General features: G+C 71.6%; 28 protein-coding genes and 2 pseudogenes. 12 read left to right on the top strand and 18 right to left on the bottom strand.

Going from position 1 to position 25,872, the window contains the following annotated elements; genetic code table 11:
* Positions 1-2: 2 nt before the first annotated feature.
* Positions 3-1,379 carry an ABC transporter substrate-binding protein gene (locus tag ACRAWB_RS11870; RefSeq protein ID WP_431353515.1) on the bottom strand — a complete coding sequence of 459 codons (1,377 nt, stop codon included), beginning with the start codon at positions 1,377-1,379 and terminating at the stop codon, positions 3-5.
* Between the two features lie 217 nt (positions 1,380-1,596).
* Between ACRAWB_RS11870 and ACRAWB_RS11875 the strand changes: the two genes are divergently transcribed.
* The 5 genes from ACRAWB_RS11875 (at position 1,597) to ACRAWB_RS11895 (ending at position 6,443) form a co-directional block, all read left to right on the top strand.
* Positions 1,597-2,364: a VOC family protein gene (locus tag ACRAWB_RS11875; protein WP_431353516.1), complete on the top strand. Its 768-nt coding sequence runs from the start codon at positions 1,597-1,599 to the stop codon at positions 2,362-2,364.
* A complete protein-coding gene (locus ACRAWB_RS11880; RefSeq protein ID WP_431353517.1) occupies positions 2,361-3,311 on the top strand; it encodes an aldo/keto reductase in 951 nt (316 codons plus the stop codon). The genes ACRAWB_RS11875 and ACRAWB_RS11880 overlap by 4 nt, the downstream gene beginning before the upstream one ends.
* Positions 3,312-3,348: 37 nt before the next feature.
* The gene (locus ACRAWB_RS11885; protein WP_431353518.1) at positions 3,349-3,711 is read left to right on the top strand and encodes a tautomerase family protein; all 363 of its coding nucleotides are present in this window, start codon (positions 3,349-3,351) and stop codon (positions 3,709-3,711) included.
* A gap of 2 nt (positions 3,712-3,713) precedes the next feature.
* A complete protein-coding gene (locus ACRAWB_RS11890; RefSeq protein ID WP_431354507.1) occupies positions 3,714-5,096 on the top strand; it encodes a GH1 family beta-glucosidase in 1,383 nt (460 codons plus the stop codon).
* Positions 5,097-5,312: 216 nt separating this feature from the next.
* Positions 5,313-6,443, top strand: coding sequence for an MFS transporter (locus tag ACRAWB_RS11895; RefSeq protein WP_431353519.1), 1,131 nt, complete (start codon positions 5,313-5,315; stop codon positions 6,441-6,443).
* Here ACRAWB_RS11895 and ACRAWB_RS11900 read toward each other — a convergent pair.
* The 3 genes from ACRAWB_RS11900 to ACRAWB_RS11910 are packed head-to-tail and all read right to left on the bottom strand — an operon-like array spanning position 6,440 to position 8,653.
* Complete coding sequence (locus ACRAWB_RS11900; protein WP_431353520.1) at positions 6,440-7,342, bottom strand: helix-turn-helix domain-containing protein; 903 nt, start codon at positions 7,340-7,342, stop codon at positions 6,440-6,442. The genes ACRAWB_RS11895 and ACRAWB_RS11900 overlap by 4 nt on opposite strands.
* 51 nt (positions 7,343-7,393) lie before the next feature.
* Positions 7,394-7,660 carry a DUF3072 domain-containing protein gene (locus tag ACRAWB_RS11905; RefSeq protein WP_431353521.1) on the bottom strand — a complete coding sequence of 89 codons (267 nt, stop codon included), beginning with the start codon at positions 7,658-7,660 and terminating at the stop codon, positions 7,394-7,396.
* A gap of 60 nt (positions 7,661-7,720) precedes the next feature.
* Positions 7,721-8,653 carry a LysR family transcriptional regulator gene (locus tag ACRAWB_RS11910; protein WP_431353522.1) on the bottom strand — a complete coding sequence of 311 codons (933 nt, stop codon included), beginning with the start codon at positions 8,651-8,653 and terminating at the stop codon, positions 7,721-7,723.
* A gap of 70 nt (positions 8,654-8,723) precedes the next feature.
* Between ACRAWB_RS11910 and ACRAWB_RS11915 the strand changes: the two genes are divergently transcribed.
* Both ACRAWB_RS11915 and ACRAWB_RS11920 read left to right on the top strand, forming a co-directional pair.
* Positions 8,724-9,644, top strand: coding sequence for a DMT family transporter (locus ACRAWB_RS11915; RefSeq protein ID WP_431353523.1), 921 nt, complete (start codon positions 8,724-8,726; stop codon positions 9,642-9,644).
* Positions 9,645-9,692: 48 nt separating this feature from the next.
* A complete protein-coding gene (locus ACRAWB_RS11920) occupies positions 9,693-9,893 on the top strand; it encodes a hypothetical protein (RefSeq protein ID WP_431353524.1) in 201 nt (66 codons plus the stop codon).
* A 6-nt stretch (positions 9,894-9,899) separates the two neighbouring features.
* On the opposite strand, the gene ACRAWB_RS11925 is transcribed toward ACRAWB_RS11920, so the two are convergent.
* From ACRAWB_RS11925 to ACRAWB_RS11940, 4 genes are all read right to left on the bottom strand, one after another.
* Positions 9,900-10,430 (bottom strand): hypothetical protein, encoded by a 531-nt coding sequence (locus tag ACRAWB_RS11925; RefSeq protein WP_431353525.1) that lies wholly within the window; start codon positions 10,428-10,430, stop codon positions 9,900-9,902.
* A 12-nt stretch (positions 10,431-10,442) separates the two neighbouring features.
* Positions 10,443-10,718: a hypothetical protein gene (locus tag ACRAWB_RS11930; RefSeq protein WP_431353526.1), complete on the bottom strand. Its 276-nt coding sequence runs from the start codon at positions 10,716-10,718 to the stop codon at positions 10,443-10,445.
* 42 nt (positions 10,719-10,760) lie between these two features.
* Positions 10,761-11,414, bottom strand: a complete 654-nt coding sequence (locus tag ACRAWB_RS11935) for a class I SAM-dependent methyltransferase (protein ID WP_431353527.1) — start codon at positions 11,412-11,414, stop codon at positions 10,761-10,763.
* Positions 11,415-11,626: 212 nt separating this feature from the next.
* Positions 11,627-12,601 (bottom strand): EamA family transporter, encoded by a 975-nt coding sequence (locus tag ACRAWB_RS11940; RefSeq protein ID WP_431353528.1) that lies wholly within the window; start codon positions 12,599-12,601, stop codon positions 11,627-11,629.
* 91 nt (positions 12,602-12,692) lie between these two features.
* On the opposite strand from ACRAWB_RS11940, the pseudogene ACRAWB_RS11945 reads away from it, so the two are divergent.
* Positions 12,693-13,216 (top strand): annotated as a pseudogene (locus tag ACRAWB_RS11945) (CGNR zinc finger domain-containing protein); the annotation flags it as partial.
* 4 nt (positions 13,217-13,220) lie between these two features.
* Here the strand turns inward: ACRAWB_RS11945 and ACRAWB_RS11950 are convergent.
* Genes ACRAWB_RS11950 through ACRAWB_RS11965 form a run of 4 tightly spaced genes read right to left on the bottom strand, consistent with a single transcriptional unit; the run spans position 13,221 to position 17,520 of the window.
* Entirely contained in the window at positions 13,221-14,162 is a 942-nt protein-coding gene (locus tag ACRAWB_RS11950) for an EamA family transporter (RefSeq protein WP_431353529.1), read from the bottom strand.
* 4 nt (positions 14,163-14,166) lie between these two features.
* Positions 14,167-15,486: an LLM class flavin-dependent oxidoreductase gene (locus ACRAWB_RS11955; RefSeq protein WP_431353530.1), complete on the bottom strand. Its 1,320-nt coding sequence runs from the start codon at positions 15,484-15,486 to the stop codon at positions 14,167-14,169.
* An 8-nt stretch (positions 15,487-15,494) separates the two neighbouring features.
* The gene (locus ACRAWB_RS11960; protein WP_431354508.1) at positions 15,495-16,811 is read right to left on the bottom strand and encodes an O-acetylhomoserine aminocarboxypropyltransferase/cysteine synthase family protein; all 1,317 of its coding nucleotides are present in this window, start codon (positions 16,809-16,811) and stop codon (positions 15,495-15,497) included.
* Positions 16,812-16,869: 58 nt separating this feature from the next.
* Positions 16,870-17,520 carry a DUF1345 domain-containing protein gene (locus tag ACRAWB_RS11965; protein WP_431353531.1) on the bottom strand — a complete coding sequence of 217 codons (651 nt, stop codon included), beginning with the start codon at positions 17,518-17,520 and terminating at the stop codon, positions 16,870-16,872.
* A 113-nt stretch (positions 17,521-17,633) separates the two neighbouring features.
* Here ACRAWB_RS11965 and ACRAWB_RS11970 point away from each other — a divergent pair.
* A pseudogene (locus ACRAWB_RS11970) lies at positions 17,634-19,525 on the top strand (FAD-binding monooxygenase).
* A gap of 3 nt (positions 19,526-19,528) precedes the next feature.
* Here ACRAWB_RS11970 and ACRAWB_RS11975 read toward each other — a convergent pair.
* Genes ACRAWB_RS11975 through ACRAWB_RS11990 form a run of 4 tightly spaced genes read right to left on the bottom strand, consistent with a single transcriptional unit; the run spans position 19,529 to position 22,578 of the window.
* Entirely contained in the window at positions 19,529-20,098 is a 570-nt protein-coding gene (locus ACRAWB_RS11975) for a hypothetical protein (protein WP_431353532.1), read from the bottom strand.
* Positions 20,091-21,308: a glutathionylspermidine synthase family protein gene (locus tag ACRAWB_RS11980; RefSeq protein ID WP_431353533.1), complete on the bottom strand. Its 1,218-nt coding sequence runs from the start codon at positions 21,306-21,308 to the stop codon at positions 20,091-20,093. Before ACRAWB_RS11980 ends, ACRAWB_RS11975 begins: the two co-directional genes overlap by 8 nt.
* Before the next feature lie 60 nt (positions 21,309-21,368).
* The gene (locus ACRAWB_RS11985) at positions 21,369-22,079 is read right to left on the bottom strand and encodes an IclR family transcriptional regulator (RefSeq protein ID WP_431354509.1); all 711 of its coding nucleotides are present in this window, start codon (positions 22,077-22,079) and stop codon (positions 21,369-21,371) included.
* A gap of 28 nt (positions 22,080-22,107) precedes the next feature.
* Positions 22,108-22,578: a hypothetical protein gene (locus ACRAWB_RS11990; protein WP_431353534.1), complete on the bottom strand. Its 471-nt coding sequence runs from the start codon at positions 22,576-22,578 to the stop codon at positions 22,108-22,110.
* A gap of 228 nt (positions 22,579-22,806) precedes the next feature.
* Here ACRAWB_RS11990 and ACRAWB_RS11995 point away from each other — a divergent pair, with 228 nt between their 5' ends.
* The 3 genes from ACRAWB_RS11995 to ACRAWB_RS12005 are packed head-to-tail and all read left to right on the top strand — an operon-like array spanning position 22,807 to position 24,259.
* Positions 22,807-23,475 carry a glycoside hydrolase family 6 protein gene (locus ACRAWB_RS11995; protein ID WP_431353535.1) on the top strand — a complete coding sequence of 223 codons (669 nt, stop codon included), beginning with the start codon at positions 22,807-22,809 and terminating at the stop codon, positions 23,473-23,475.
* A gap of 11 nt (positions 23,476-23,486) precedes the next feature.
* Positions 23,487-23,825, top strand: coding sequence for a glycoside hydrolase family 6 protein (locus ACRAWB_RS12000; protein ID WP_431353536.1), 339 nt, complete (start codon positions 23,487-23,489; stop codon positions 23,823-23,825).
* Positions 23,822-24,259 carry a hypothetical protein gene (locus tag ACRAWB_RS12005; protein ID WP_431353537.1) on the top strand — a complete coding sequence of 146 codons (438 nt, stop codon included), beginning with the start codon at positions 23,822-23,824 and terminating at the stop codon, positions 24,257-24,259. The genes ACRAWB_RS12000 and ACRAWB_RS12005 overlap by 4 nt, the downstream gene beginning before the upstream one ends.
* Positions 24,260-24,265: 6 nt before the next feature.
* Here the strand turns inward: ACRAWB_RS12005 and ACRAWB_RS12010 are convergent, their stop codons facing one another.
* On the bottom strand, positions 24,266-25,144 hold the full coding sequence (locus ACRAWB_RS12010) for an alpha/beta fold hydrolase (protein WP_431353538.1): 879 nt from the start codon (positions 25,142-25,144) through the stop codon (positions 24,266-24,268).
* 43 nt (positions 25,145-25,187) lie between these two features.
* The gene (locus ACRAWB_RS12015) at positions 25,188-25,820 is read right to left on the bottom strand and encodes an HAD-IA family hydrolase (protein WP_431353539.1); all 633 of its coding nucleotides are present in this window, start codon (positions 25,818-25,820) and stop codon (positions 25,188-25,190) included.
* Between the last annotated feature and the right edge of the window lie 52 nt (positions 25,821-25,872).

Here is a 25,872-nt window from a genome sequence, read left to right on the forward strand (position 1 = left end):
GATTACTTCGTGCCGACCTTGCTGGCCTCGGAGGAGGCCTGCTGGTCGTCGGCGATGCTCTTGATCGACTTGCTCACCGAGGGGTCGAGCACCTGCTGGATGGCGACCACGATCGCGTCGAGCGACTTCTGAGTGGTCTGCCACTGGCGGGACTCGGTGGTCTCGCCGCTCTCCGTGATCAGCTTCTCGATCGCGGGACGCTGCACGGCGTCGTCGACGAGCTTGATGTTCGACCAGTCGGGGGTGGTGCCCTTCAGCGCCGGGAGCAGGTCGAGCGCGTTCGCGACGTTCTGCTGGCCGGTCTTGTTGAGCGTCATCCACGAGACGAAGGTCTTCGCCGGGCCGATGTTCTTCGACTCGGAGTTGATCGCCAGACCGTAGTCCGCCTCGCCGAAGTAGGTGCTCTTGTGGCCTTCGCCTGCGACGTCGGGGAACTGCGCGGGCAGCTGGACGAAGCAGGTCGGGTTGGTCACGCCGGCCGCCTCCATCGAGGCCTTGCAGGACTCGGCGCCCGCGTACTGGGTGTACCAGAAGCCCATCTGGACCATGGCCGCGTCGCCCTTCATGAACTCGTTGTTCGCGAGCGGGTACTGCGGGCCGTCGAGCGCGTTCGGCGCGATGATGCCGTCGTCCTTCATCTTCTTGATGATCTCGAGCACCTTCTGGCCCTGCTCGTCGTTCCACTTCGCCTTGCCGGTGGCGGCCTTGATGAAGAAGTCCGGGTCCACCGTGTTGGCGATCGAGTGGTACATCTCCGTGGGGAAGGTGTCGGTGCCGCCCGCGCCCATGGTGAAGCAGGTCTTGCCGATGGCGGTGACCTTCTTGCAGGTGTCGACCCAGGACGCGTAGTCGGTCGGGACCTTCGCGCCCGCGCTGTCGAGGATGTTCTTGTTGTACCAGAGGAAGCCGGCGGACATGCCGCCCAGCGGGATCGAGACGAAGCGGCCGTCGGAGCTGGTCAGCTGCTTCACGTAGGAGCCGCCGATCTTGTCCTTCCAGCCGTCGCCGAGGGTGTCCTTCGCGAGCGACGTCAGGTCGAGTGCGTACGGACCCCACAGGTCGGGCGAGCCGCCGGCGGGTGACAGGTCGAAGACGTCCGGGCCCTTGCCGGAGTCGAGGGCCGGCGTGATGGTGTTGCGGTAGTCGACGTTCTCGAAGTTCTTGTAGGTGACCTTGATGTCCGGGTACTCCTTGTTGAACTCCGCGATGTACTTCTCGGCCACCGGGGTGTCGGGCGTCCAGCCCCACCAGGTGACGCTTCCGGACTTCGCGGGCTTGACGTCCGAGCCTTGATCGCCGGACGAGCCGGTGCAACCTGTGATCGCCAGGGCGGCGGCCGCGGCCACCGCTGCCGCGGAAATGAACCGCGTTCGCATCATTGTGATTTCCTCCACCTCGTTGTGCTGTCCGTGCATCAGCGGCGCACGTTGGGGGCGAGCCTACACACGGTTCGCGACGCGATGCAATAGTTCGAACCTTTTTGTCACAAACTTTGAAACGGCATGTATGGTGTCGTCTACTGCCGCTTTCTCTCGGCCTGAATGCTTAGTTGCATACGTTGAGATAGTGAGCTTTCAACGTAGAAAGGACTGTCCCTTGGCCATCGAATCCGTGCTCCTGAACGTCACAGACATCGCGCGTTCCGTCGACTTCTACCGGCGTCACTTCGACGCGCAGGTGATCGAGCAGAGCGACGATCGGGCGGTGCTCGACGTCGTCACCGCCGCGCTCGTGCTGAACCGCATCGACTCCCCCGCCGAGTCGACCTGGGTGGGCGACGACCTCCAGCGCGGCTTCCGTCACGTCGGCTTCAAGGTCTCCGACCTCGACGCCCGCGTGGACGCCCTCCACGAGGCCGGCGTGCCCTTCCACCTCGAGCCGATCCACGCCGAGGGGGATGTGCGCATCACCTTCTTCTACGACCCGGACGGGACGCTGCTCGAGCTCGTCGAGGGCCCGCTCCAGTACCACGAGGTCTACGACCGGGAGGCGGTCGAGCAGGACTGGGGACTCGGCGACCCGGAGCGTCCGCGGTTCGACCACGTCGCCGAGACCGTCGAGGACCTGGAGGCGACCAAGGAGCACTACGGCAAGCTCGGCTACGGACTGATGTCGGGCATCCACCAGCCGAGCGACGACCGCGGCTTCGAGATCAACTTCCTCCGCCACGGCGACAGCTCGCTCGAGATCTTCACGTACGAGAAGGCCGAGAAGGCGTCGCGCACTCCGCAGCTGGACGCGCCCGGCTTCGTCGCCGTCGCCTTCGAGGGCGAGCAGGCGCCCGGCACCGCGGTCGGCACCGCCGGCGACCGCGAGGTCTACAGCGGCCCCGATGGCCTGCTGTACGTGGTCGCGAACGCATGACCGCATCCACGTCGCTGCGTCCGCTGGGCGTGACCGGGCTCTCGGTGAGCCCGGTCACGCTCGGCGGCGCGCCGCTCGGCAGCATGCCGGAGAACTTCGGGCACGAGGTGGCCGAAGCGGATGGGATCGCGATCGTGCAGGAGGTGCTGCGCAGCGGCATCCGGACCATCGACACGTCGAACGGGTACTCCGACGGCCGCAGCGAGGAGCGCATCGGCAAGGCCATCGCCGCGTCCGGCGGTCTGCCCGACGACGTGCTGGTCATCACCAAGACCGATCAGCGCGACGGCGACTACAGCGGCGAGCGCGTGCGGCGGTCGATCGCGGAGAGCTCCGAGCGGTTGGGGATCGCCCCGCTGCCGCTGGTCCACCTTCACGATCCCGAGTTCCACGACTTCGAAGCGATGACTGCTCCGGGAGGGGCGGTGGATGCGCTGGTCCGGGCGAAGGAGCGCGGCGAGGTGGGTCACATCGGGCTCGCCGGCGGGGATGTACGCGTCATGCGCCGTTACCTCGACCTCGGCGTGTTCGAGGTGCTGCTGGTGCACAACCGCTGGACCCTCGTCGACCGCAGCGCCGGCCCGCTGCTCGACCGCGCAGCCGAGCTGGGGATGGGCGTGGTCAACGCCGCCGTGCTGGGCGGCGGCATCCTGGCCGACGAGTCCGGACGGAAGACCGACTACGGCTACCGGCCCGCCTCGGCCGAAACCCTCGACGCCATCGCCCGGATGCGAGAGGTGTGCCGCCGCTGGGACACCACCCTCGCCGCCGCCGCCCTCCGCTTCTCGACCCGCGACGACCGATTCGCGAGCACCATCGTCGGGATCAGCAGGCCGGAGCGCATCCCGCAGACCCTCGACGCCGCGGCCCTCGACCGCCCGCAGGAGTTCTGGGACGAGCTCGAGCGGCTGCTCCCCTCCCCCGCCACCTGGCTCGACGCCGACTGAGTCACGCCATCCACCATCCACGAACGAAAGAAGCCCCATGCCACTCGTCCGAATCGACATGCACACGCCCCTCGCCGATCTGCGACCGCAGATGAGCGAGGCCATCAACTCCGCGCTGGCGGACGGCTGGGGCATGCCGGCCGACGACCTGTTCCAGATCTTCACCCTGCACGAGCAGGGCGACCTGTTCTACAGCCGGACCTTCCCGGACGCCGACCGCAGCGACATCGTCTTCATCAGCATCCTCGCGTACAACGGGTACTCTCCCGAAGTGAAGCAGCGCGGAGCCGAGTTGATCGTCGAGCGGCTTTCGGCGCTCGGAATCAAGCGCGACGACATCCTCATCTCCCTCTATGAGAACGGCGACGGCGACTGGCTCGCCCCGTCCAAGGAGCAGTGACCATGCAGAGAAGCGACCTCCCCGACGGCTTCGTCGTCGGCAGCGCGACGGCCTCGTACCAGATCGAAGGCGCCACCCACGAGGACGGCCGCGGCGAGAGCATCTGGGACGCGTTCGCCCGCGTCCCGGGCGCGATCGCCGACGGCAGCACGGGCGACGTCGCCGACGACCACTACCACCGCTGGGCGGAGGACGTCGCGCTGATGGCCGACCTCGGCCTCGACGCCTATCGGTTCTCGATCGCGTGGCCGCGCATCCAGGCCGACGGCACTGGACCCGCGAACCGGGCCGGCCTCGACTTCTACCGCCGGCTCGCCGAGTCGCTGCGGGAGCGCGGCATCACCCCGTGGGCGACCCTGTACCACTGGGACCTGCCGCAGGCGCTGGAGGACCGTGGGGGCTGGCTCGACCGCGACACGGCCATGCGGTTCGCCGACTACGCGGCGCTCGTCGCCGAGGAGCTGGGAGACGTGGTCACCGACTGGATCACGCTCAACGAGCCGTGGTGCTCGGCGTTCCTCGGGTACGCGAGCGGGCACCACGCGCCCGGGCGCACCCTCGGCACGCGTTCGGCGCATGCGGTGCACCACCTGCTCCTCGGCCACGGCCACGCACTGGAGGCGCTGCGCGCGACCGTCCCGCAGGCGAACGTCGGAACCACCCTCAACCTGTACTCGGTGCAGCCGGCCAGCGACACCGACGCGGACGCCGACGCAGCACGCCGGATCGACGGGCTCAGCAACCGCCTGTTCCTCGAGCCGGTGCTGACGGGCTCCTACCCCGCCGATGTGCTCGACGACCTGGGCGAGACGCAGTGGTTCGCCGAGCACGCGACCGACGACGACCTGAAGCGGATCTCGGCGCCGATCGACTTCCTCGGCATCAACTACTACAGCCGCCACACGGTCGCTTCCGGGTCGAAGCCCGCGGCGGACGCACCGGCGAGCGCCTACCCCGGCAGCGAGCACGTCCGGTTCGTCAAGACGGGCGCACCGGTCACCCAGATGGGCTGGGAGATCCACCCCGACGGGATGGTCGACGTCCTTCGTCAGGCCAACGCGATCGCGCCCGACCTTCCGCTGTACATCACCGAGAACGGCGCCGCCTACCCCGACCGGGTGGACGCGGACGGCGAGATCGACGACGGCGCGCGCACCGACTACCTGGAGGCCCACTTCGAGGCCGCCCGGAACGCGGTCGCCGAGGGCCTGCCGCTGCGGGGCTACTTCATCTGGTCGCTGATCGACAACTGGGAGTGGGCGTGGGGCTACTCCCGCCGCTTCGGGATCGTCCACGTCGACTACCAGACGCAGAAGCGCACGCCCAAGCGGAGCGCCCGCTGGGTGCGCGACTTCCTCCGGGACGCCGTGCCCGCCTCCCGCTGACATCCATGGGTCGCGACATGCCGTCATCCGCTCGGGATGGCGGCGTGTCGCGTCCCGCCGATTCCGGACGGGCGATCAGGTCGCGCGGACGATCGGTCGGGTGCGTGGACGCGCGCGTCGCCAGGCTGGGAGCATGAGCATCGACACCTCCCCTCTCCCGGGACCGCGTCCGTCCCCGCCGTCTCCGGCGCCGTCCGCCGCGCGTCGTGGGGCGGCGTGGTCGCCCTGATGCTGGGCGTCTTCGCGCTGGTGACCAGCGAGTTCCTGCCCGCCAGCCTGCTGTCGCCCATCGCGGCGGGCCTGGGGGTCAGTGAAGGGACCGCGGGGCAGGCAGTCACGGCGACCGCCCTGATCGGCGTGGTCGCCGGACCCGCGATCGGTCCGCTCGTGCCCCGCCTCGACCGGCGCATCCTGCTGGTCGCGTTGGCCGTGCTGGCCGCGCTGTCCAACATCCTCGTCGCCGTGGCGCCGCAGTTCTGGCTGCTGCTCGTGGCGCGCGTGCTGCTCGGGATCGCGATCTCCGGCTTCTGGTCGATGGCCGTCGCCGTTGCGGCGCAGCTGGTTCCGCAGGAGCACCTGGGCCGCGCGATGATGATCGTGAACACCGGCGTCTCCCTCGCGACGGTCGTCGCCGTCCCGCTCGGCGCCTTCCTCGGCGCGGTCTGGGGTTGGCGTGCCGTGTTCGTCCTCGTCGCGGCGATGTCCGTGGCGGCCGCCGTCGCGCAGCTGCTCCTGCTGCCGAAGATCGCGCCCGCCTCCGGGTCCGGGGTCCGGACGCTGTTCGCCGTCCTCCGCTCGCCGGTCATGATCGTCGGGCTGCTCGGCATGGCCCTGCTCGCCGGAGGCCACTTCGCGGGCTTCACCTACATCCGGCTGGGCGCCGCGGACATCCCCGGGCTGACGGCCGCAGGCCTGGCAGTGCTGCTGGCGGCGTACGGTCTCGGCGCCTTCGCCGGGAACATCGTCGCGGGCATCGTCGCCGACCGCCGGCTCCGCACGGCGCTGGTCGTCATGCCTGCGGTGCTCGGAGGGGCCGTGACGGTGTTCGCCCTGCTGCCGGACCAGGTTCCGCTCGCCTTCGCGGCCGTGGTGCTGTGGGGCTTCGCCTTCGGCGGCGTGCCGACCCTCGTGCAGACCTGGGCGGCCCGCACCGAGCCCGAGCGGATGGAGGCGGCGGGCGGCCTGGTCGTCGCCGCCTTCCAGCTGGCGATCGCCCTGGGCGCGGCCGTGGGCGGGCTGCTCGTGGACGGCGCGGGTGTCAAGGAGGCGCTGGTCGCAGGCGGGATCGTGGCCGTGCTCGGCGGGGTGCTCCTCGGGACCGCCCGCCGGCGCGGCCCGGCGGCCTAAGCGCTCAGCGCGGCGGGCGCGGCCGTGGCGGTCGAGCCCGCCGCGGCACTCCGCCGCCACGCCGCCGGGCTCACCCCGGTGACGCGGCGGAAGGCGCGGCTGAAGGCGACGTCCGACCCGTAGCCCAGGCGGTGCGCCACCTCGCCGACGCTGAGCCGGTCATCGCGCAGCAGCTCTGCGGCCTGCTCCACGCGGACCGTCGCCAGGTAGCGGCTCGGCGAGTCGCCCACGAGCTCCCGGAAGCGCTCGGCGAACACGGTGCGGGACGCGCTGGCGACGCGCGCCAGCCGGTCCACCGTCCAGGGCTCCCCCGGCGCCTCGCGCATCGCGGTGAGTGCCCGGGCGATGTGCGGGTCGCGCACGCCGACGAGCCACTGATCGGACGCGCATCCGTTCTCCACCCAGGACCGGACGGCCGCCGTGGCGATGATGGACGCGATGCGGCTCGCCATCAGGCAGTTGCCCGCGCGCATCCCGCCGAACTCGAGCCCGAGGGTCTGGATGAGCGGTCCCATGTGCGGCTCGCGCACGACGAAGCCGCACGCGGTCAGTGACGCGGGGAGCGCCGACGCGAGCGGGAGTCCCGGCGCCGTCGTCGTGTCGAGCTCGCCGGACGCGACGACCGAGTCGTGCTCGGCCCGCACGCGGTGCGCCTCGGACCGGGGCAGCATGAGGAAGTCGCCGGCCTCGAGGCGCAGCGGCGCCGCGCCTCCCGACACCTCGACGACGCCAGAGACGACGTAGTGGAATCGGACCTGTCCCGGCGTCACGGCGACCGCGGTGCCGGACGGGAGTTCTCGCTGCTCGAAGTCCAGCAGCGTCCACTCGAGACGCGCCAGCACGCGCTCGAGGTCTTCGGCGGCGGCTCGCGCCGCGCCGGGCAGAGGCGCGTCTGTCATGGAGGGGGCAACAGCGGGGCGGCGGACGCCATTCCCGCCGCTCCCGACGGATCAGCCCTGCCCGCGTCCAGTCTTCTGCTGCAGGCGGTCGATGTGCTCCGACGCCTGCGCCTTGGTGAGGTCGGCGGGAAGCTCCTCGCCGGCCTCGCGGGCGAGCGTGTCGAGGTAGCTGCGCTGGGAGGCGGTCATGGGCTCGTCGCCGGTGACCCACTCCGACGGGTCCTTTGCGGCCGGGTTGCTGTCGTCGTCGTCGCGGCGCGCGCCGAGCACGTCGCCGGAGTCGTTGGTGGTGCCGTTGGGGTCACTGCTGTCGGTCATGCGGCAGACAGTACGCCGCGCGGCCGACACCGACGCCGGGGTTGACGAGACAGCGGCGAGTCATCCGCGCGGTGCGGTGGACGGCCGGATGCTGCTCTGCGCCGCGGCCCGCAGCTCGGCGGCGATGATGTCGAGTCCGGCGTCCTCTCGCAGGGCGGAGCGACGAGCCGCGTGGGTGAACCGCGCGACCGGCGCGGCGAGCGGAGCCAGCACCACACCGTCCGGGATGCGGTCGACGGTCAGATCCGGGACCAGCGCGACGCCCGCACCGGCCGCGACGAACGCCAGCTGCACCGCGAAGTCGACCGACCGCACGGCGATCCGCGGCCGGAACCCCGCCAGTCCGCACGCGCGCTCGACCATCTCGTAGCAGCTGAACGCGGCATCCGGAGCGATCCAGCGGCGCTCGGACAGCGCGGCGAGCTCGACCGCGCCGCCGTCGTGCGGGGCCAGCGGGTCATCCGACCGCAGAGCGAGCCAGACGGGCTCCTCGGCGATCGGCTCGGCCAGGATGCCGTCGGGCAGCTGCCGCGGGATGTTGGAGTAGGAGTGCACGACCGCGAGGTCGGCGGAGCCCGCGGCGAGCGCCGCCAGGGCGTCCTCCGGCTCGAGCGTGGCGACCTCGAGCTCCAGGCCGGACCCGGCCGCGTCGAGCGCCGCCCAGGCGCCGGCCACGAGCGTCCGGGCGGCCGAGGGGAAGGATGCGACCCGGTAGGCGCCGGTCGCTCCGCGCCGGACGGCGTCCACCTCGAGCTCCGCGAGCGAGAGCCGGTCCATGACCTCCCGTCCGTGACCGGCGAGCAGCACACCCGCCGGCGTGAGCGCCAGCCGCCGCCCGCGCCGCTCGGTCAGCGGCACGCCGAGTTCCCGTTCTAGCGCGTTCAGCTGCTGGGATACGCCGGGCGCGGTCAGGTGCAGGGCCTCGGCCACGGCGGCGATGGTGCCGAGGCGTTCGAGTTCGGCCAGCATCCTGAGCTTGCGGACGTCGATCATCACCCCAGCTTACGGTTCGGGTAACGAATAGTCACTGGTGCTTATGCATCCGAGCCGCGACAATCGGACCATGAGAATCGATCGCGCGGTGTGGGCGGGCCTGGCCGTGGTGCTCCTCTGGGCGAGCGCCTTCCCCGCCATCCAGGTCGCCGCACCCGCGCTCGGAGTGGTCGGCCTCTCCGTCGTGCGGCTGGCCGTCGCCGCCGTCGCCTTGCTGCTCGTGGCCGCGGTGGCGCGAATCCGCCCTCCTCGTCTCCGCGATCTCGGCTGGGTGGTGGCGGCCGGATTCTTCGGTATGACCGCGTATCAGCTGCTGTTGAACGAGAGCGAGCTGCACGTCCCCGCCGGAACCGCCAGCATCCTCGTCGCCGCCGCACCCCTCGTCTCCGTCGCCGTGGCCCGGGTGCTCTTCGGCGAGCGCACCAGCCCGCTCACCATCGCAGGCGGAGCGGTCGCACTGGGCGGAGTGGTCATCGTGTGCCTCTCCCGGGCCGGGGTCAGCCTCACTGCGGCCGTCTGGATCGCGGTCGCCGCCATGATCGTGCAGGGCATCTACCATCCGCTGCAGCGCCCGCTGCTCCGCACGCGGACCGGGCTGGAGGTCGCGACGTACACGATGGTCGCGGGCACCTTGATGACCCTTCCGTTGGTCCCCTTCGGATGGGAGGCGCTGCTGACCGCTCCGGCATCCGGATGGGTCGCAGCCGTCTACCTCGGGTTGCTGCCCTCGGCGGCCGGGTTCGTGCTGTGGGGTTACGCCGTGGGGCGGCTTCCGGTCGCCCTCTCGACCTCGCTGCTCTACCTCGTCCCGCCCGTGGCGGTCCTGCTCGCGTGGATCTGGCTGGGCGACGCTCCGGTGCCGATGGAGCTCCTGGGCGGTGCGGTCGTCATCTCCGGTGTGGTCCTCATCTCGCAGGGCCCGCGCCTCGCGCGCCGGATCCGCGCGGCCGATCCGGAAGGACGATTGCCGCGCCCACGCGCCAGGGCGTAGCGTGCCGCTGGGCCGGCTCGCCGGTGAGCCGGGAAGGGAGGGGTTCCCATGCTGGTCACGGGTTCATCGCAGGAGGGTTTTGACGCGGCGCTCGAGGACGCGATCCTGCAGCAGCCGACGCAGGGCGACGTCCCTCGGCGCTACGAGATCGTGCGGTCGTGGGTGGACGTCGGCGGTATCGCCGGCACCTGGTACCGCTGCGATGTCGCGGTCACCGGGCCCGACGTCCCCGATCCCGATCAGGTCTGACGCCGGCTAGCGGCGCAGGACGCTCGGGCGCGGAAGTTCCAGCTCCTCGAGCAGGTCGCCCAACATCCGGTCGAGCTCGAAGCCGGCCTGTGTCACCTTGTTGTTGCCGAAGCTGGCGAGGCGGCTGCTGGGCTGGTCGACGCTGAGCACCGTGCCGCCCGCGCGTGTCGCGTGCAACTCGACCCGCAGCGGCGTGTACAGCAGCGTCCCCGCGTCGTGGCGGAACATGCGCGCCGCCGTCGCGTAGTCGCCGATCAGGTACACGGCGCTCGCGATGTCCGCGCCGCCGACGCGCATGACCGGCGTTGGGTGCTCGGTCCAGAAGCGCACGAAGCGGTGGATGCCGGGGCCGGCCGTCTCGAGCGTCAGCCGGCGCCAGTCCGCGCCCTGCGACAGCAGTTCCCGCAGGTGGGCCACGTCGAGCGGCGGCACCTCAGCCTCGAAGGCGCGGCGCAGGGTCCCGAAGGCGACCGCGGCGTCGAGCTCGATGCGGTTCACCGGGACGGGGACGATGCGCTCGGTCGCGGGGAGGGCCATCACCCCATTCTTTCAGCCCAGCCCGGTGACGCCTCGCTTCGGCGGCACCTCGGGCAGCTCCTCGGCCGAGCCGTCACGGCCCAGACGCGCGAAGTACGCGCGCTCGCGCTCCAGGGTGTCCGTCTCCGGCGCCCCGTACCGCGCCGGGTCCGGGCGGTCGGCGTCCTGCTCGATCGTCAGCAGCCCGTCCGGGTCCTTCGGGTCGCGCACACCGGTCAGGCGCACGTCGATCGTCGACTTGTCCTCGTCATGGCCGCGCCGGTCCTCGTCCCTGCCTGTCGCATCCATGTGCCCACCTTCGGCGCGGAACCCGGGTGCGGCAAGGGGTTGTCAGGCGGGCTTGATCGCGCGCAGCGTGTAGCTGAGCGGGGCGACGCCGTCGAGGGCGGCGAGCACGAACTCGCCGTCGCGCTCGGCCATCTGCCCGGGCAGCGCCTCCCAGGGGACGCTGTCGTGCTCCTCCAGCAGGTCGATCCGCAGGCCGGCGCGGATCAGGGCGGTGACGATCTCGCCCAGGGAGTGATTCCACTCGTAGGTGCGGGTCTCGGTCAGCGGGCGGGCCGTGTCGACGTACGTGGAGTCGTCGTCCCACTCCAGCGGCTGTTCGCGCTCCCAGTACGGGAACCGCAGGTGCAGGTCGTCGTCCAGACGCTCGTCCATCGACCAGAGGATCGGATGGCCCTCCCGCAGATGCAGCGTGCCTCCCGGCGCCAGCAGAGACGCGACGACCTGCGCCCAGCGGTCGGCGCTCGGAAGCCAGCACAGAGCGCCGACGCCGGTGTAGACGAGGTCGAACGACCCGGGCGTCAGCATCTCCGCGGCGTCGTAGACGTCGGCCACGACGAAGTCGACGTCGTCGCCCGTGTCGGCGACGAGCCGGCGCGCCTCGTCGATCGCGTTGGGCGAGAAGTCGAGACCGGTGACGCGGGCGCCGAGCCGCGCGAGCGACAACGTGTCGGTGCCGATGTGGCACTGCAGGTGCACGGCGCGCAGACCCTCGACCGAGCCCAGGCGGGGAGATCGAACCGGACGACCCCCGAGATCGCCGAGCGGTCGGCGATGTACTGCGAGATCCGGTAGCCGTGATCGCCGCGGTCGGCATGCAGGGTGGCGCGGTCGTCCCAGTTGGCGCGGTTGGCGTCGGTGTAACCGGACATGGACGGCTCCTTCCGCCCGGCGGCGCCGAGCCTGTCAGCCTAGCGGAAGGCCTCCGCGCGAGCGCGAGCCCGCGACCGCGATCGCGCCCCCTCCCGCCGCGGTGCGTCGCCGCGATCGGCCCGCACTAGTGCGATCCCGCCTAGGATGAGCAGACCTCCGAGCAGCTGCGCCGGCCCCAGCTGCTCGCCGAGCAGCAGCCACGCGTACAGCGTCGCCGCCACGACCTCCAGGAGGCCGGTGAAGGAGGCGAGCCGCGACCCGAGGAGTTCCGTCGCGGTGATGCTGGAGGCGTACGCGAGGGCGGTCGCGATGACCCCGACGATGAGCAGCGGCACCCACCACGGCGTCTGGCCGCCGAACAGCGGAACGTCGGCGAAGCTCACGGTCACCGGCAGCACGCCGGTCAGCCCGACGAGCCCCAGCGCGAGCGCGCCGAGCAGCAGCCCTCCGGCGGCGAGCGCGACCGGCGGCAGCCCGTCGCTCGGGCGCGCGGCGATCACGTAGAAGGTGGCGCAGCCGACCATGGCCGTGATGGCGAGCAGCAGCCCTAGCGGATCGAGCGCGCCCCCGCCGCCCGGCGCGACGACGAGCACCAGACCGGCGATCGCCACCACCGACCCGATCAACACGACCAGAGCGGGCGCCTTCCGCGTCCGGGCCCACGCCACGGCGACGAGCAGCACGGGCGCCAGGTACTCCACGAGGATGCCCGTGCTGACCGGGATGCGCTGGATCGCCGCGAAGTACAGCACCTGCGTTCCGGCGACGCCGACCAACGCCATCCCGAGCAGCCTCCAGCGCCCCCGCCAGACCGCCCGCCACTTACCGCGCACGGCGACCAGCGCGAACGGCAGCAGGACGAGTCCGCCGATCGCCGCGCGAGCCGTCACGGCTGCGACCGGCGACCATCCGCTTTCGAGCAGCGGCTTGATGAACGCGCCCGACATCCCGAACGAGGCAGCGGCGACCACGGCGATGAGAAGGCCGACGGAGGCCGGGTGTCGCTGCTGCATGTGACTCACCTGTCAGGATCGTAAGGGATGATGGTCCTGACGCTAGACCCGTCCGGCGTAAGGAGTCAACTTGCATTTTGCCCCTGACACAGTGGATGCGCTGGAGTTCGCCGTCGCCCTCTGCGACACCGACCCCGGCGCCTCGCGCAGCGGCGAGGACGAGCTCGCCACGACCGAACAGCTCGCCACCCTGCTCCGCGAGAACCGGTACTCGGGCCGCGTCGACGGCGACGAGGCGGAGCTGCGCGAGGTGCGCGCGACGCGGGACCGCATCCAGCGCACCTGGGCCCTCGACCGCGACGCCGCCGCCCTCGAGGTCAACGCCATGCTCGCGGAGGCGCGAGCCCTCCCCTACCTGATGCGGCACGACGGCTTCGACTGGCACCTGCACGCCACGGCCCAGGACGCGCCCTCGCGGAGCGCATCCGCGTCGAGATCGCACTGGCCCTGGTCGACGTCATCCGCTCGGGCGAGACCGGGCGGCTGCGCATCTGCGAAGCGGACGACTGCACGGGGCTGGTGCTCGACCTGTCCCGCAACGGATCGAAGCGGTTCTGCAGCGTCCGCTGCGGCAACCGGATGAACATGATCGCCTTCCGTGCGCGGAAGGAGCAGGGGCCTAGCGAACGGTCTCCAACTCGGCGGCGCGAGCGGGCTCGACCTCCGGCCCGCCCCACCGCACCAGCACCACCCCGGCGAGGATGCACGCGCCGCCGACCAGCTGCAGCGGCCCGGGAACCTCGCCGAGCAGCAGCCACGCCAGCGCCGCCGCGAACACCACCTCCGTCAGCCCGGCGAACGATGCCAGCCGCGATCCCAGCCGCCGCGAGCCGGCGAGGCTGAGCGAGTAGGCGACCGCGGTCGCCACGACGGCGACGATCAGCATCGGCAGCCACCACGGCAGCGTCGCGCCGCCGAGGACGACCGGAGCCGACGAGACGGTCAACGGGAGCAGGCCGGTGACGCCGACCACAGCCGTCGCCACCGCTCCCACCAGGAGGCCGCCGCTCACCAGTGCGAGCGGCGGCAGCCCCGGCGCCGGTCGCGCCGAGATCAGGTAGTACCCGGCCAGGCACACGGCCGCGGCCAGCGCGAGCGCAACGCCCACGGCATCCATCGCCCCGCCCGAGCCGAACGGATCGACGACCAGCACGACCCCGATGACGCTCGCCGCCGCCCCCGCGACCACCACCGCGCGCACGCGAACCCCGCGCACCCAGCCGAGGACGACGATGAGCACAGGCGCCGAGTACTGGATGAGCAGTGCAACGGCCACGGGAAGCCGCTGGACCGCCGCGAAGTAGAGCACCTGCGTCCCGGCGACCGCGATCAGCCCGTAGCCGAGCACCAGCCGCCACTCGCTCAGCAGCGGGCGGAGGCTCCCGCGCAGCGCTACGAGCGCCGGCACCACGAGCAGGGCCCCGCCGGCCGCGACGCGCACGGCGACCGCCGCCGCGGGCGACCATCCCGCATCCAGCAGGGGCTTCAGCAGGATGCTGCTCGTGCTGAACGACAGTTGCGCCGCCAGCATGATCGCGAGGCCGACGGCCGGGCGCGCCACCGGGTCAGAAGTCCGAGAGGTTGGCGCGGATGCCGCCGTCGCCGAACTCGCGGCGCAGGATCCCGCGCCGCCGCAGCACCGGGACGAGCTCGTCCAGGTAGCGGTGCAGCGTCACCGGGTGCAGGTCGCCCGAGAAGATGAAGCCGTCGTTGTCGGCCTCCTCCCCGATCTCCTCGATGAAGTCGGCGATCTGCTCCGCCGTGCCGACGAAGCCCGCGCGATCCGCGATGCGGCCCTTGACCACCTTCGGCGCGATCAGTTCGCGCAGCGTGACGCCCTCCCGGATGCCCTGCTTGCCGAACAGTCCCTTGATGCTGCCCTGCGACACATGGTCGCCGAAGATCGAGACGTCGAACGGCTCGTCGAGCGACAGCACGGTCAGGTCGGTCTCGAGGTCGCTGGACTGACCGGCCAGCGCCCGGTACAGCTCCTCATCGGTGGGATGCTTCGACGCCTCGACAACGCGGCGTCCCTCCTCATCGCTCGGCACGACCTCCGGCTTGAAGACGAACAGCACCTTGATGGCGTCGGGGTTGCGTCCGGCGGCCAGGGCCGCCTCGCGCACCTTGAGCCGGTAGTCGCGGATGTTGCCCGCGTCGAGCGGGGCGAGGGCCAGCTGCACGTCGGAGTGGGTGCCGGCGAAGGCGATGCCGCGCGGGGATCCGCCGGGCGAGACGATCGCCGGGTCGCCCTCGGCGAAGGGGATGGCGTTGAGCGGTCCGGCGAGCTTGAAGTACTCGCCCTCGTGCTCGAACGGCCGGATCTTCGAGCCGTCCGCGAAGTGCCGGGTCGCCGCATCCTGGATCAGCGCGTCGTCGTCCCAGCTGTGCCACAGGCGGCGGATGACGGTCAGCCACTCCTCGGCACGGTCGTAGGCGGCATCGTGCGACAGCGCGGGCAGGCCGAGGTGGCGGGCGCTGCCCACGTCGGTGACGACGTTCACGCCGAGCCGGTTGTCGCTCAGGTGGTGGAGGCTCGCGAACTGGCGCGCGGCGACGTAGGGCGGGTAGGCGCCCGCGTTGATCGTCGGGGCGACGCCGAGGTGCCGGGTTGCCGAAAGCAGGAACGGCGACAGCATGAGCGGGTCGTGCTTGGGGCCGCCATAGGCCTCGCGCACCCGCAGGTCCAGCGTCTCGGGGAAGCCGAGCGACAGCGCGTCCTCGATGATGACCAGGTCGAGGCCGGCCTGCTCGAGTTCGCGGGCGGACTGCTGGTAGAGGTCGGGACGGGTCCAGTCGTAGCCCCAGTCCCAGTAGGGGTGGCCCCACCCCTGCGGGCCGAACCCGCGGCTGAAGAACCAGCCGAAATGCTGCAGGCGCGCCATGTCTCTCCTTACCGTCCCGCCGCGATCGCGTCCGCGACGACCGTGTCGGCTGCCGCGACCGCCGCGAGGCCGCGGGCCAGGTCCTCGATCAGATCGTCCGCATCCTCGAGCCCGATCGACAGGCGCAGCAGGCCCGCGCCGATCCCCAGCTCGTCGCGGACGCCCGGCGCCAGGTGGCCATGGGTGGTCGTCGCGGGATGCAGGATGAGGGACCGCACGTCGCCGATGTGGGTCATGCGGCTGAACAGCTCGACCGCGTCGTAGAAGCGCGCGGCGGCCTCCGTGCCGCCCGAGAGGGTGAAGCCGAGCACCGCGCCCTGGCCGCGCGGAAGGTAGCGCTGCGCGAGGGCGTAGGCGGGATGCGACGGAAGCCCGGCGTAGTCGACGCGCACCACCTCGGGCTGCGCCTCCAGCCAGCGCGCCACCGCGAGCGCGGTGTCCGACTGGCGCTGCACCCGCAGCGACAGGGTCTCGATGCCCTGCTGGATGAGGAACGCGTTCATCGGCGACAGCACCGGCCCGAACAGGCTCGCCACGACCGACCGCGAGAACGCGATGTACGCGCCGGCGCCGTGCGCCTCCACGTAGCTCGACCCCTCCAGCCACTCGTCCGGTCCGGTCAGGTGCGGGAACGGCGACGTCGCCCAGTCGTAGCTGCCCTGGTCGACGACCACGCCGCCCAGGGTCGAGCCGTGGCCGCCGAGGTACTTGCTCGCGGAGTGCACCACGATGTCGGCGCCGTGCGCGCCCGGACGCAGCAGGTACGGGGTGGCCAGGGTGTTGTCCACGATCAGCGGCAGGCCGTTCTCGTGGGCGACCGCGGCGACGCCCTCGATGTCCAGGATCTCGTTGCCGGGATTCGCGATCGACTCCCCGAACAGCACGCGGGTGTCCGGACGGATGCGCCGCCGCCACTCCGCGAGGTCGGTGGGGTCGTCGACGAACTCGATCTCGATCCCGAGCCGGCGCAGGCCGTTCTCGAACAGGCCGCGGGTGCCGGAGTAGATGCTCTGCGCCGAGAGGATGTGGTCGCCGGCCTGCACCAGGCCGAGCACTGCGACGGTCAGGGCCGCCTGGCCGCTGCCGACCGCGATGGCCTCGCGGCCGTGCTCCAGGGCGGCGACCCGGCGCTCCAGCGCAGCGGTCGTCGGGTTGCCGGAGCGGCTGTAGGTGTAGCCGGCCTCATCCCCGCCGAAGCGTCCCTCCGCCTGGGCGAAGCTCTCGAACTCGAACCCCGCGGTCAGGTAGATGGGCGTGACCCGGGCGCCGTGGGCGGCGTCGCGGGACTCCCCCGCGTGGACCTGGGCTGTGGTGAACTCCGGCATCCCTTTATGGTGCGGTCCGGCGGTCATGCGTGCGAGTTTGTTGCGGAAAACTACGGCCTCAGCCGGAGGCGGTGAGGGTGTTGAGGGCGAGGACGATGATGGCGCCGTTGTAGAAGAAGCTCAGCACCGAGTGCTGGACGACGGTCCAGCGGACGCGCGGAGAGAGGATCTTGGCATCGGAGGCGGCGAAGGTGGTCCCGACCGTGAATGCCACGTAGACGAAGTCGCTGAGGCGCGGGTGTTCGGTACCGGGGAGGGAGAGCGCCGGCTCCGGCGAGCGGCGGTGCCGGCGCAGGTAGGCCTGCGCGTAGCCCCAATGCAACAGCACCCACGACAGCAGCATGGCCGCGATGCCGGCGATGGTCGCAGCGACCTCGTCGGGACCGAACGAGTAGTTGAACCTCACCTGCGCCGCCCCGGCGATCCCGCACAGGCTCGCGAGCACGGTGCAGGAGGTGGCGACGAACCCGCTCACCCGGCCGACGAGGAGGCGCGAGGTCGACGATGCGCTCGGCGGCCTCCGCGAGCGCGACACGATGGTGACCGCAATGGCGACCGCGATCACGTACGCGAGGGCGAGCGAGCACCACCAGAGCAGCAGGGCCAGCGTCTCCTCCGCGGACGGCGCGACGCCGACCACGACGCCGAGGAGGACGAGTGCGACCTGCGCGGCGATGTTGACGCCGCAGACGAGGGGGATCAGTCTCACTCCTTGGAAGACGCTCGCGCCCGCCGATCGTGACGCTGGTACACTCGCCACATCGATATGCGAACGCGACGTTCGCATAGTGAACGAACGACTTACGACGAAGTGAGGACCCCGTGCAGTTCCACCACCACGGCTACGTCTCCGGCGACCCGCGCATCCACGAGCCGGAGGGCACCGGGATCGACCGACCCGACGAGCTGCCCGACCACGTCGACGTGCTCATCGTCGGCTCCGGCCCCGCGGGCATGATCGCGGCCGCGCAGCTCGCGCAGTTCCCGGGCGTCGTGACCCGGCTCGTCGAGCGCCGGCCCGGGCGCCTCGCCATCGGCCAGGCGGATGGAATCCAGGCGCGCAGCGTCGAGACGTTCCAGGCGTTCGGCTTCGCCGAGCGGATCATCGCCGAGGCGTACCGCATCACCGAGATGGCGTTCTGGAAGCCGGACCCGGCCGATCCCTCGCGCATCGTCCGCACGGCGCGCCCGGTCGACGACCCGACCGGCGTGAGCGAGTTCCCGCACCTCATCGTCAACCAGGCCCGCGTGCTCGACTACTTCGCCGAGGTCGCGGCGAACTCCCCTCTCGGCTCACGCCGGACTACGGCTACGAGTTCGTCAGCCTCGAGGTCGGCGAGGGTGACCATCCCGTCGCCGTCACCCTTCGGCGCACCGCCGGATCCGACGAGGGCGCCGAGCGGGTCGTGCACGCGAAGTACGTCGTCGGGGCGGATGGTGCGCGCAGCAAGGTCCGGGAGGCGATCGGCTGCCACCTCGCCGGCGACTCGGCTAACCACGCCTGGGGCGTCATGGACGCGCTGGCCGTGACCGACTTCCCGGACATCCGCACCAAGTGCTCCATCCAGTCGGAGGCGGGCAACATCCTGCTCATCCCGCGCGAGGGCGGCTACCTGTTCCGGATGTACGTCGACCTCGGCGAGTTGCAGGCCGGGGACAACCGCGCCATCCGGTCCACCACCATCGAGCAGATCATCCAGAAGGCCAACGACATCCTCCACCCGTACACGCTGGACGTCCGCAACGTCGCCTGGCACAGCGTCTACGAGGTCGGCCACCGACTCACCGACCGCTTCGACGACGTGCTGCCCGACGAGCTCGGGATGCGCACCCCGCGGGTCTTCATCACGGGCGACGCCTGCCACACCCACAGTGCGAAGGCCGGCCAGGGCATGAACGTCTCGATGCAGGACGGCTTCAACATCGGCTGGAAGCTCGGCCATGTGCTCGACGGCCGCGCGCCCGAGTCGCTGCTCGCCACGTACTCCGCCGAGCGCCAGGTCGTGGCGAAGGACCTCATCGACTTCGACAAGGAGTGGTCGACCCTCATGGCCAAGAAGCCGGAGGAGTTCGCCAGCCCGTCCGAGCTCGAGGACTTCTACGTGCGCACCGCCGAGTTCCCGGCGGGCTTCATGACGCAGTACGCGCCGTCGCTGATCGTCGGCGAGGCCGAGCACCAGGACCTCGCGACCGGTTTCCCGATCGGCAAGCGCTTCAAGTCGGCGCCGGTCGAGCGCGTCTGCGACGGCAACCCGGTGCACCTCGGACACCACGCGCGCGCGGACGGCCGGTGGCGCATCTACGTCTTCGCCGACGAGGCTGCGGCGGGCGCACCGTCGCACGTCGCTGACCTGGCCGAGTGGCTGTCCTCCTCCCCCGAGTCGCCGCTCGCTGCGACGCCCGAGGGCGCGGACCCGGACGCGTGGTTCGACGTGAAGGTGATCTACCAGCAGGACCACACGGCGGTCGACCTAGGCGTCGTGCCGCCGCTCTTCCTGCCGCGCGTCGGGCCGTTCGGGCTGATCGACTACGAGAAGGTCTACGCCGCCGACCCCGCACACGACATCTTCGGCGAGCGCGGCATCGACCGCGGAGGCGCGATCGTCGTGGTGCGGCCGGACCAGTACGTGGCCCACGTGCTGCCGCTCACCGCGACGGACGAGCTGGCCGCGTTCTTCCGTCCGATCGTGCGGAGCGCGGCGCTGGCCCGGTGACGCTCAGCCCCCGACGCTGCCCTCGCGGGCCCCGCCGATCCCGGACTTGCCCGAGCTGCCGAATCCTCCCTTGAGCGGCGCCCGGTCGCCCGCGGCGGCGCCGGCGGGCGCGCGCTGGACCACATCCGGCTGGAGGTTGGCGCTCGTCCACGAGAAGCCGCCGTTGCGCACCGGCGTCCAGGAGGCGACCCGGCTGCTGTTCCAGATCGAGGCGCCCCACAGGATCGGGCCGATCCAGGGCGCGTGATAGTGGCCGGGGTAGGCGGCGGATGACTCGCAGAGCGATTCCGGGTCGTCGTCGACCTGGTTGCCCTCCGCGCGGAGCTGGTCCAGCTGCGCGGTGACGTCGGCGATGCAGTCCTCGCGCGTCCGGTACTCGGGGCGGCGCGCGTCGTCGGGCAGGACGTAGGTGGAGCCGTCGCTCGCGGTCCGCACCGTCCCCTCGTCGTCGGCCGCGCATCCCGCCAGCAGCAGAGTCGCCGCAGCGAGCGTCGTGACGCCGAAGGCCGCGCGCGGGAGAGCACGGTTGGCGGCCGCGATGCCGCTCAAGGCGATGGGGCGACGACTACGCACGTCCGTCCTCCTGCATGCTGGGCTCCTCGATGTAGTGCGGCACGAACTCCGCCAGGTCGCCGGTGATCGGGCCGCTCGTCTCGCGCAGGTCGATCCCGGCCGGGCTGTCACCGACGACCCAGGAGCCGATGACGGCCGTCTTGCCCGGGATGGGCGCGAAGGCCGCCCGGCGCTGATAGACGAAGCCCTCGTCGCCGTACGGTCCCGGCTCCTCCGCCACCACATCGCCCGTACCGTCCAGGATCGTGACGTTAGCGCCCTCGCGCCCCAGCCGCGGCTTGCGGACGAACGGCTCGCCGGTGAGCGGCGCCGCGTCGGCGAACGACGGGAGCAGGTTGGGGTGGCCCGGGAACAGCTCCCACAGCACCACGAGCAGCTGCTTGTTGCTGAGCAGCAGCTTCCACGCCGGCTCGATCCACTGCGTGGTCCCGCGGCTCTGGAGCAGGAAGCCGCCGAACTGCTCGTTGACCATCCACTCCCACGGGTACAGCTTGAAGATGTGGCGCACCGGCTCGCCGTCGGCGTCGAGGAACTGCGCGGCGTCCACATCCCACTGCAGGTCCTCGATGTAGACGAGCTTCGGGTCGAACCCGGCCGCCTGCGCGGTCTCGGCCATGTAGGCGACGGTCTCGAAGTCCTCGACGATCAGCTGCCCGTCGCCGGAGTCGTGGAGGGACGCGAGGTGCAGCCGCGCGCCAGGGGCGACGCCCCAGCGGGCCGAGCGGATGTGCTCCCACTGCTCGACGAGCTGTTCGTGGAGCGAGTTGAACTGATCGGCGCCGTCGCCGCGGACCTCGGTCAGCCACTGCCACTGCGCCACGGCCGACTCGACCAGCGAGGTCGGGGTGTCGGCGTTGAACTCGAGCAGCTTCACCGAGTCCGCGCCGTCGTAGGCGAGGTCGAACCGGCCGTAGACGGTCGGGTCATCCTGGTCCCAGGACTCGGCGACGAGGTCCTGGAACCGCGACGGGATGCCGAACTCGGCGAAGCGGCGTTCCCGCACGACGTGCTCGACCGCGTCCATGCACCGGTCGAAGAGCTCCTGCGTCGCCGCCTCGATGCGCTCGACCTCCGCCATGGAGAACGCGTAGGCCGCCGACTCGTTCCAGTACGGCCGTCCGCCCTCAGAAGGGAGGTCGTAGAACGTGAACCCGATCTCGTCGAGCCGCGCCCGCCAGTCCGGCCGGGGCGTCGAATCCACGCGTCGCATGCACCGCCCCTTCCGCCGGCCCCCGGCGCTCGTCCACAGCGTAACCGAACGGGGCGATGCTCAGCGGAGGTCGGCCTCTATCGCCGCCGCCGCCTCCCGCAGCCGCGCGCCCAGCCGGGCTGTATCGACCTCGCTCGCCATGTAGACGACGGCCAGCGCCGCGACCGGCTGGCCCGGCGCCTGCACCGGGGCGGCTACCGAGGCGAGCCCGACGATCACCTCGTCGTGGCTCGTCGCGTAGCCGCGCGACCGGGCCTCCGCCGCCTCGTCCCGCGCGTGCTCGCCGGGCAGCATCCGCCATTGCGCCTCGGTGAGCACCGACTGGATGGCGATGCCGGGCGCCCCCGAGGCCAACGGATGCCGGGTGCCGGGTCGCTGCGCCACGCTCGCGTGCGCGTGCGTCGGCTCCACGGTCACCAGGGTGACCACGTCGTGCCGGTCGAGCACGGCGAGGAACGCCGTCATGCTGAGCTCGTTCGCGACGGCCGTCAGCTGCGGAAGGGCGGCCGCCTGGAGGTCGCGCGAGACCGCGCGGGCCAGCGTCGCCATCCGGGGTCCGAGTTCGACGGCTCCGGCCGCGTCGCGCACGACCAGCCCGTGATCCTCGAGCGTGCGCAGGATGCGGTACGCGATCGAGCGGTGCAGCCCGAGCCGCGCGGCGATCGCCGGGATGCTCAGCGGCTCGCCCGCGTCGGCGAGCAGTTCGAGCATCCGTATGCCGCGGGACAGCGTCTGCAGGGGAGGCGCGGTCGTCCCGGCGCCGTCGTCGATGGGGGGCACCGTTCGATTATAGAAACGGTCAGGCCGAGACGGTCTGCCGGGTGTTCACCACATCCACGCGCGCGTCGATGAACGAGTGCACGCTCTCCTGGATGTGGAACTGGGTGTGCGAGAGCCGCGCCTCGCGCGAGCGCAGCAGCGCCCGAGCGGCAGCACGCCGCGACCGCACCCGGCCGAGGCCGATGGTCGCGCCGAACAGGACGACGACCGCCGCGGCGGCGGCGATCGCGTCGGTGACGCCCGCCCAGCCGGCGGGGAGCAGGGTGAGCGCGGCCAGCCAGCCGCCGGCGATCACCGCGAGCAGCACACCCGCCGTCCACAGGGTCGTAGCGGCCAGGCGCAGCGGGTGCGCCGCGAGCACGGCGCGCGCCTCGGCGGTCTCGCGCTCGTGCTGACGGCGGCGCTCCTTCGCCCAGTGCAGGTCGCGCTCGTGGCGGCGCGCGAGCAGCTGAGCCTTGTCGTGGGCGCGGTTGTAGGAGGTGGTGTGCACGATACGTCCTTTGCAGCGTTCGGGTTCTCCTGCGGGCCGGGGTTCGGGTCCGGCATCGCAGGGCTCAAGGGAGTAACTCGGGTGTGACAGACGCGAGCATAGCCAGAAAGCTCCGTCTGTGGGTCGTTTGGAGGACAGGAGGCTGTACCCCAATTCAGGCGACACGGAGAGTGCGCACCCGGCGCTGTTATGGTGTGGCTTCCGAAGCGGCACGGAACGGGGGATGGGATGCGCAGACCGATCGTCGTCGCGGCGCTCGTCGTAGCCGCCGTCATCATCGCGGCGGGGGTCGTCTTCGGGCTGACGCGCCCGCCGTCCGCCCCGGTCGCCGCCACTCCCTCCGCGACGGCGACGCCGAGCGCGAGTCCTCGCGCCTTCGCGTCCTCACAGCTCTACCTCGACCCCAACACCGAGGCCGCCGCAGCAGCGAAGCGCCTGGAGCAGCAGGGCGACACCGAGGGCGCGCTCATCGCGGGCCGGATCGCCTCCGTCCCGACCGCCGTTTGGCTCGGCGAGTGGTTCGTCGGCGACCGGTTGGTGACCGAATTGACGAACGACGTCGCCGACGCGAAGAAGCAGGGGGCGACTCCCGTCTTCGTGGCGTACGCCATCCCGAACCGTGACTGCGGCGGCTACTCGAAGGGCGGCCTGGCGACCGACCAGTACCTGCCGTGGATCCGCACCATGGCGGCCACGCTCCGCGGCAGCCACGCGGTCGTGCTGCTCGAGCCGGACTCGCTCGCCATGCTGGCCGACGCCAAGTGCGACGGCTCGGCCGAGGTGCGCCTGCCGCTCCTGAAGGCGTCGGTCGGCATCCTGGAATCGGCCGGCGTCGCCACCTACCTCGACGGCGGTAACGCCCGCTGGCTCTCCCCTCCGCGCAAGCGGTGTGGCTGAAGAAGGCGGGCGTGGACAAGGCGCACGGCTTCTTCACCAACGTCTCCAACTTCGACAAGACGCAGAGTGAGCGCGACTACGCCGGCAAGCTCTCGTCGAAGATCGGGTGGAAGCACTACATCATCGACGTGTCCCGGAACAGCAACGGCTGGACCGGCACCTGGTGCAACCCCTCCCGCGCGAAGCTTGGCCAGGATCCGGAGGTCACCGAGGGTGGCGACACCCGGCTGGATGCGCTGCTGTGGGTGAAGCATCCCGGCGTCAGCGACGGCACCTGCAACGGCGGCCCGGCCGCCGGCGTCTGGTGGCAGGCCGGGGCGGAGGCGCTGGTGACCGGGGGCAGTCCGTGAACGCCGGGACGGGCGTGGATGCGTGCGCCGAGCTTGCCGACGCCTGCTCGCGCGTCGCGGCGCGCACCTCGAACCCGCGCGAGTTCCTTCGCCGGCTCGGCCATGAGGTCGCGGGCGTCCGTCGCGGCGTGCTCTGGCCGGTCGACGCCGGCCGCGGCGGCTCCAACCGCATCCGCGGGCGCGGGTTCCGTCGGCACGTCGACGACGGCACCGACGGTCAGGCGCGGCACTTCGCCGGGATCGTCGCCGTCGCCGCCCGCATCGGTCCGCGGCTGACGCGCTGGCTGTCCATCCACGTCGGCCGTGACGCGCCCGACTCGGCGGATGGACGCCTCACCGATCACGCACTCGACTTCGTTCGTCTCCTCCGGTCGGGCGAGCTGGCCCCGCAGGACGCGGACGCCTGGGTGCGCAGCACGATCTGCGGCCGCTGAGCCGCCTCAGCTCGCGGGCGGCAGGTGCGGGCTGCGATGCACCTCCCACAGCCGCGCGTGACCGGGTGAGTCCGGATCGTCGACGATCGGCTGGTCGGCCATGAACAGCCGGATGGCGTGCGCCAGTTCCCCCGGGTGGCTGAAGTTGATCGCGTGGGCGGCCCCTTCGATCGCGACGAGCAGGACGTGATTGTCCGTCCGCTCCGCGATCTCGCGCACGCGCTGGTGGTGCGGCATCAGCGGGTCGCGCTCGCCCAGGACGACGAGGGTCGGGATGCGGAGGTCGAGCAACCGCGCGAGCGACGGATACTGCGTGAGCGCCCGGAACATCCTCACCGTGCTCGGCACCCCGAACCGCAGGTAGTCGGGTGCCGCGACGGTCACCATCCGGGGCGGTTCCCGGACGCCGTCGCGCGACAGCTGCCCGACCGCGCGCCGCAGCGGCTGATTGTGCACGCCGCCCGCGGGCGACACGAGCACCGCGCGCTCGATCCGGTCCGGGTAGTGGTGGGCGAACTCCAGGATGACCGGGCACCCCATCGAGTTGCCGACCAGCGTGACCTTCTCGATCCCCCGGTCGTCGAGGAACCGGGCGGCCGCGTGCGCGAGGTCGGGGATGTCGAGCCCGTTCGGAGCGCGGCCGCTGCGGCCGAACCCGGGCAGGTCGGGGACGAGCGTGTGGAAGTCGTTCGCCAGGCGCTCCGCCGTGGGCAGCAGGTACCGCCCGGACAGGCCGAACCCGTGCACGTGCATCATCGCCGGAGCGTCCGGCGGGCTCACCGATTCCCGGTAGAAGACGTCGATGCCGTCGACCGTCGTCCAGCGCTCCGCGAGGCCCGACGCCGGGCGCCGCGGCAGCTTGCGTGGAGCGCTCTTCGTGCTCATAGTGCGATCATGCGCGCCCGGATGGGCCGGCACAATGCACGGATCAGCGGGCGACGACCGCGGTCAGGTCGGCGTAGTCGTGGAGCCGCGGCAACCCGGCGGTGATGCCGGACTCGTGCCCGCCGACGACGACGACCTGGGCGCCAGAGGCGACGGCCGCGGTCAGCCCGGCCTCCGCATCCTCGAACACAACGCACTCCCCGATCGGCACGCCCAGCCGTTCGGCGGCGAGCAGATACCCCAGCGGGTCGGGCTTGCCGCGCTCGACGTCCTCGGCGGCCACGAGCACCGCGGGGACGGGGACGCCCGCCGCGCGCATCCGGGTCACCGCGAGGTCGCGCGGCGCGCTGGTCACGACCGCGATCTTCGCCCCGTCGTCCGCCAGCGCCGTCAGGAAGGCCGCAGCACCCGGGATCTCGACGATCCCGTCGGTGCGCGTCAGCTCCTCGGCGACGAGCCCGGTCGCGAGCTCCGCGCGCTCGGCGTCGGTCAGCCGCGGCAGGAAGTGGGCGATCGTGTCGCCGGCCTGACGCCCGTGCGCGAACGCGAGCAGTTCGACCGGATCGAGACCGTGCCGGCGGCAGAACTCCGTCCACACGTGCTCGACGACGGCGGTGGAGTCGACGAGCGTGCCGTCCATGTCGAACAGGAACCCGGCCGCCTCGATCTCGTGCACGGGTCGAGTCTAGGAGACGCCTTCCGAGGCGGCCGGGTCGTGCGCGGAGGGG

Origin of the sequence: Leifsonia poae (assembly GCF_050632865.1) — a bacterium.
Lineage (GTDB): Bacteria > Actinomycetota > Actinomycetes > Actinomycetales > Microbacteriaceae > Leifsonia > Leifsonia poae_B.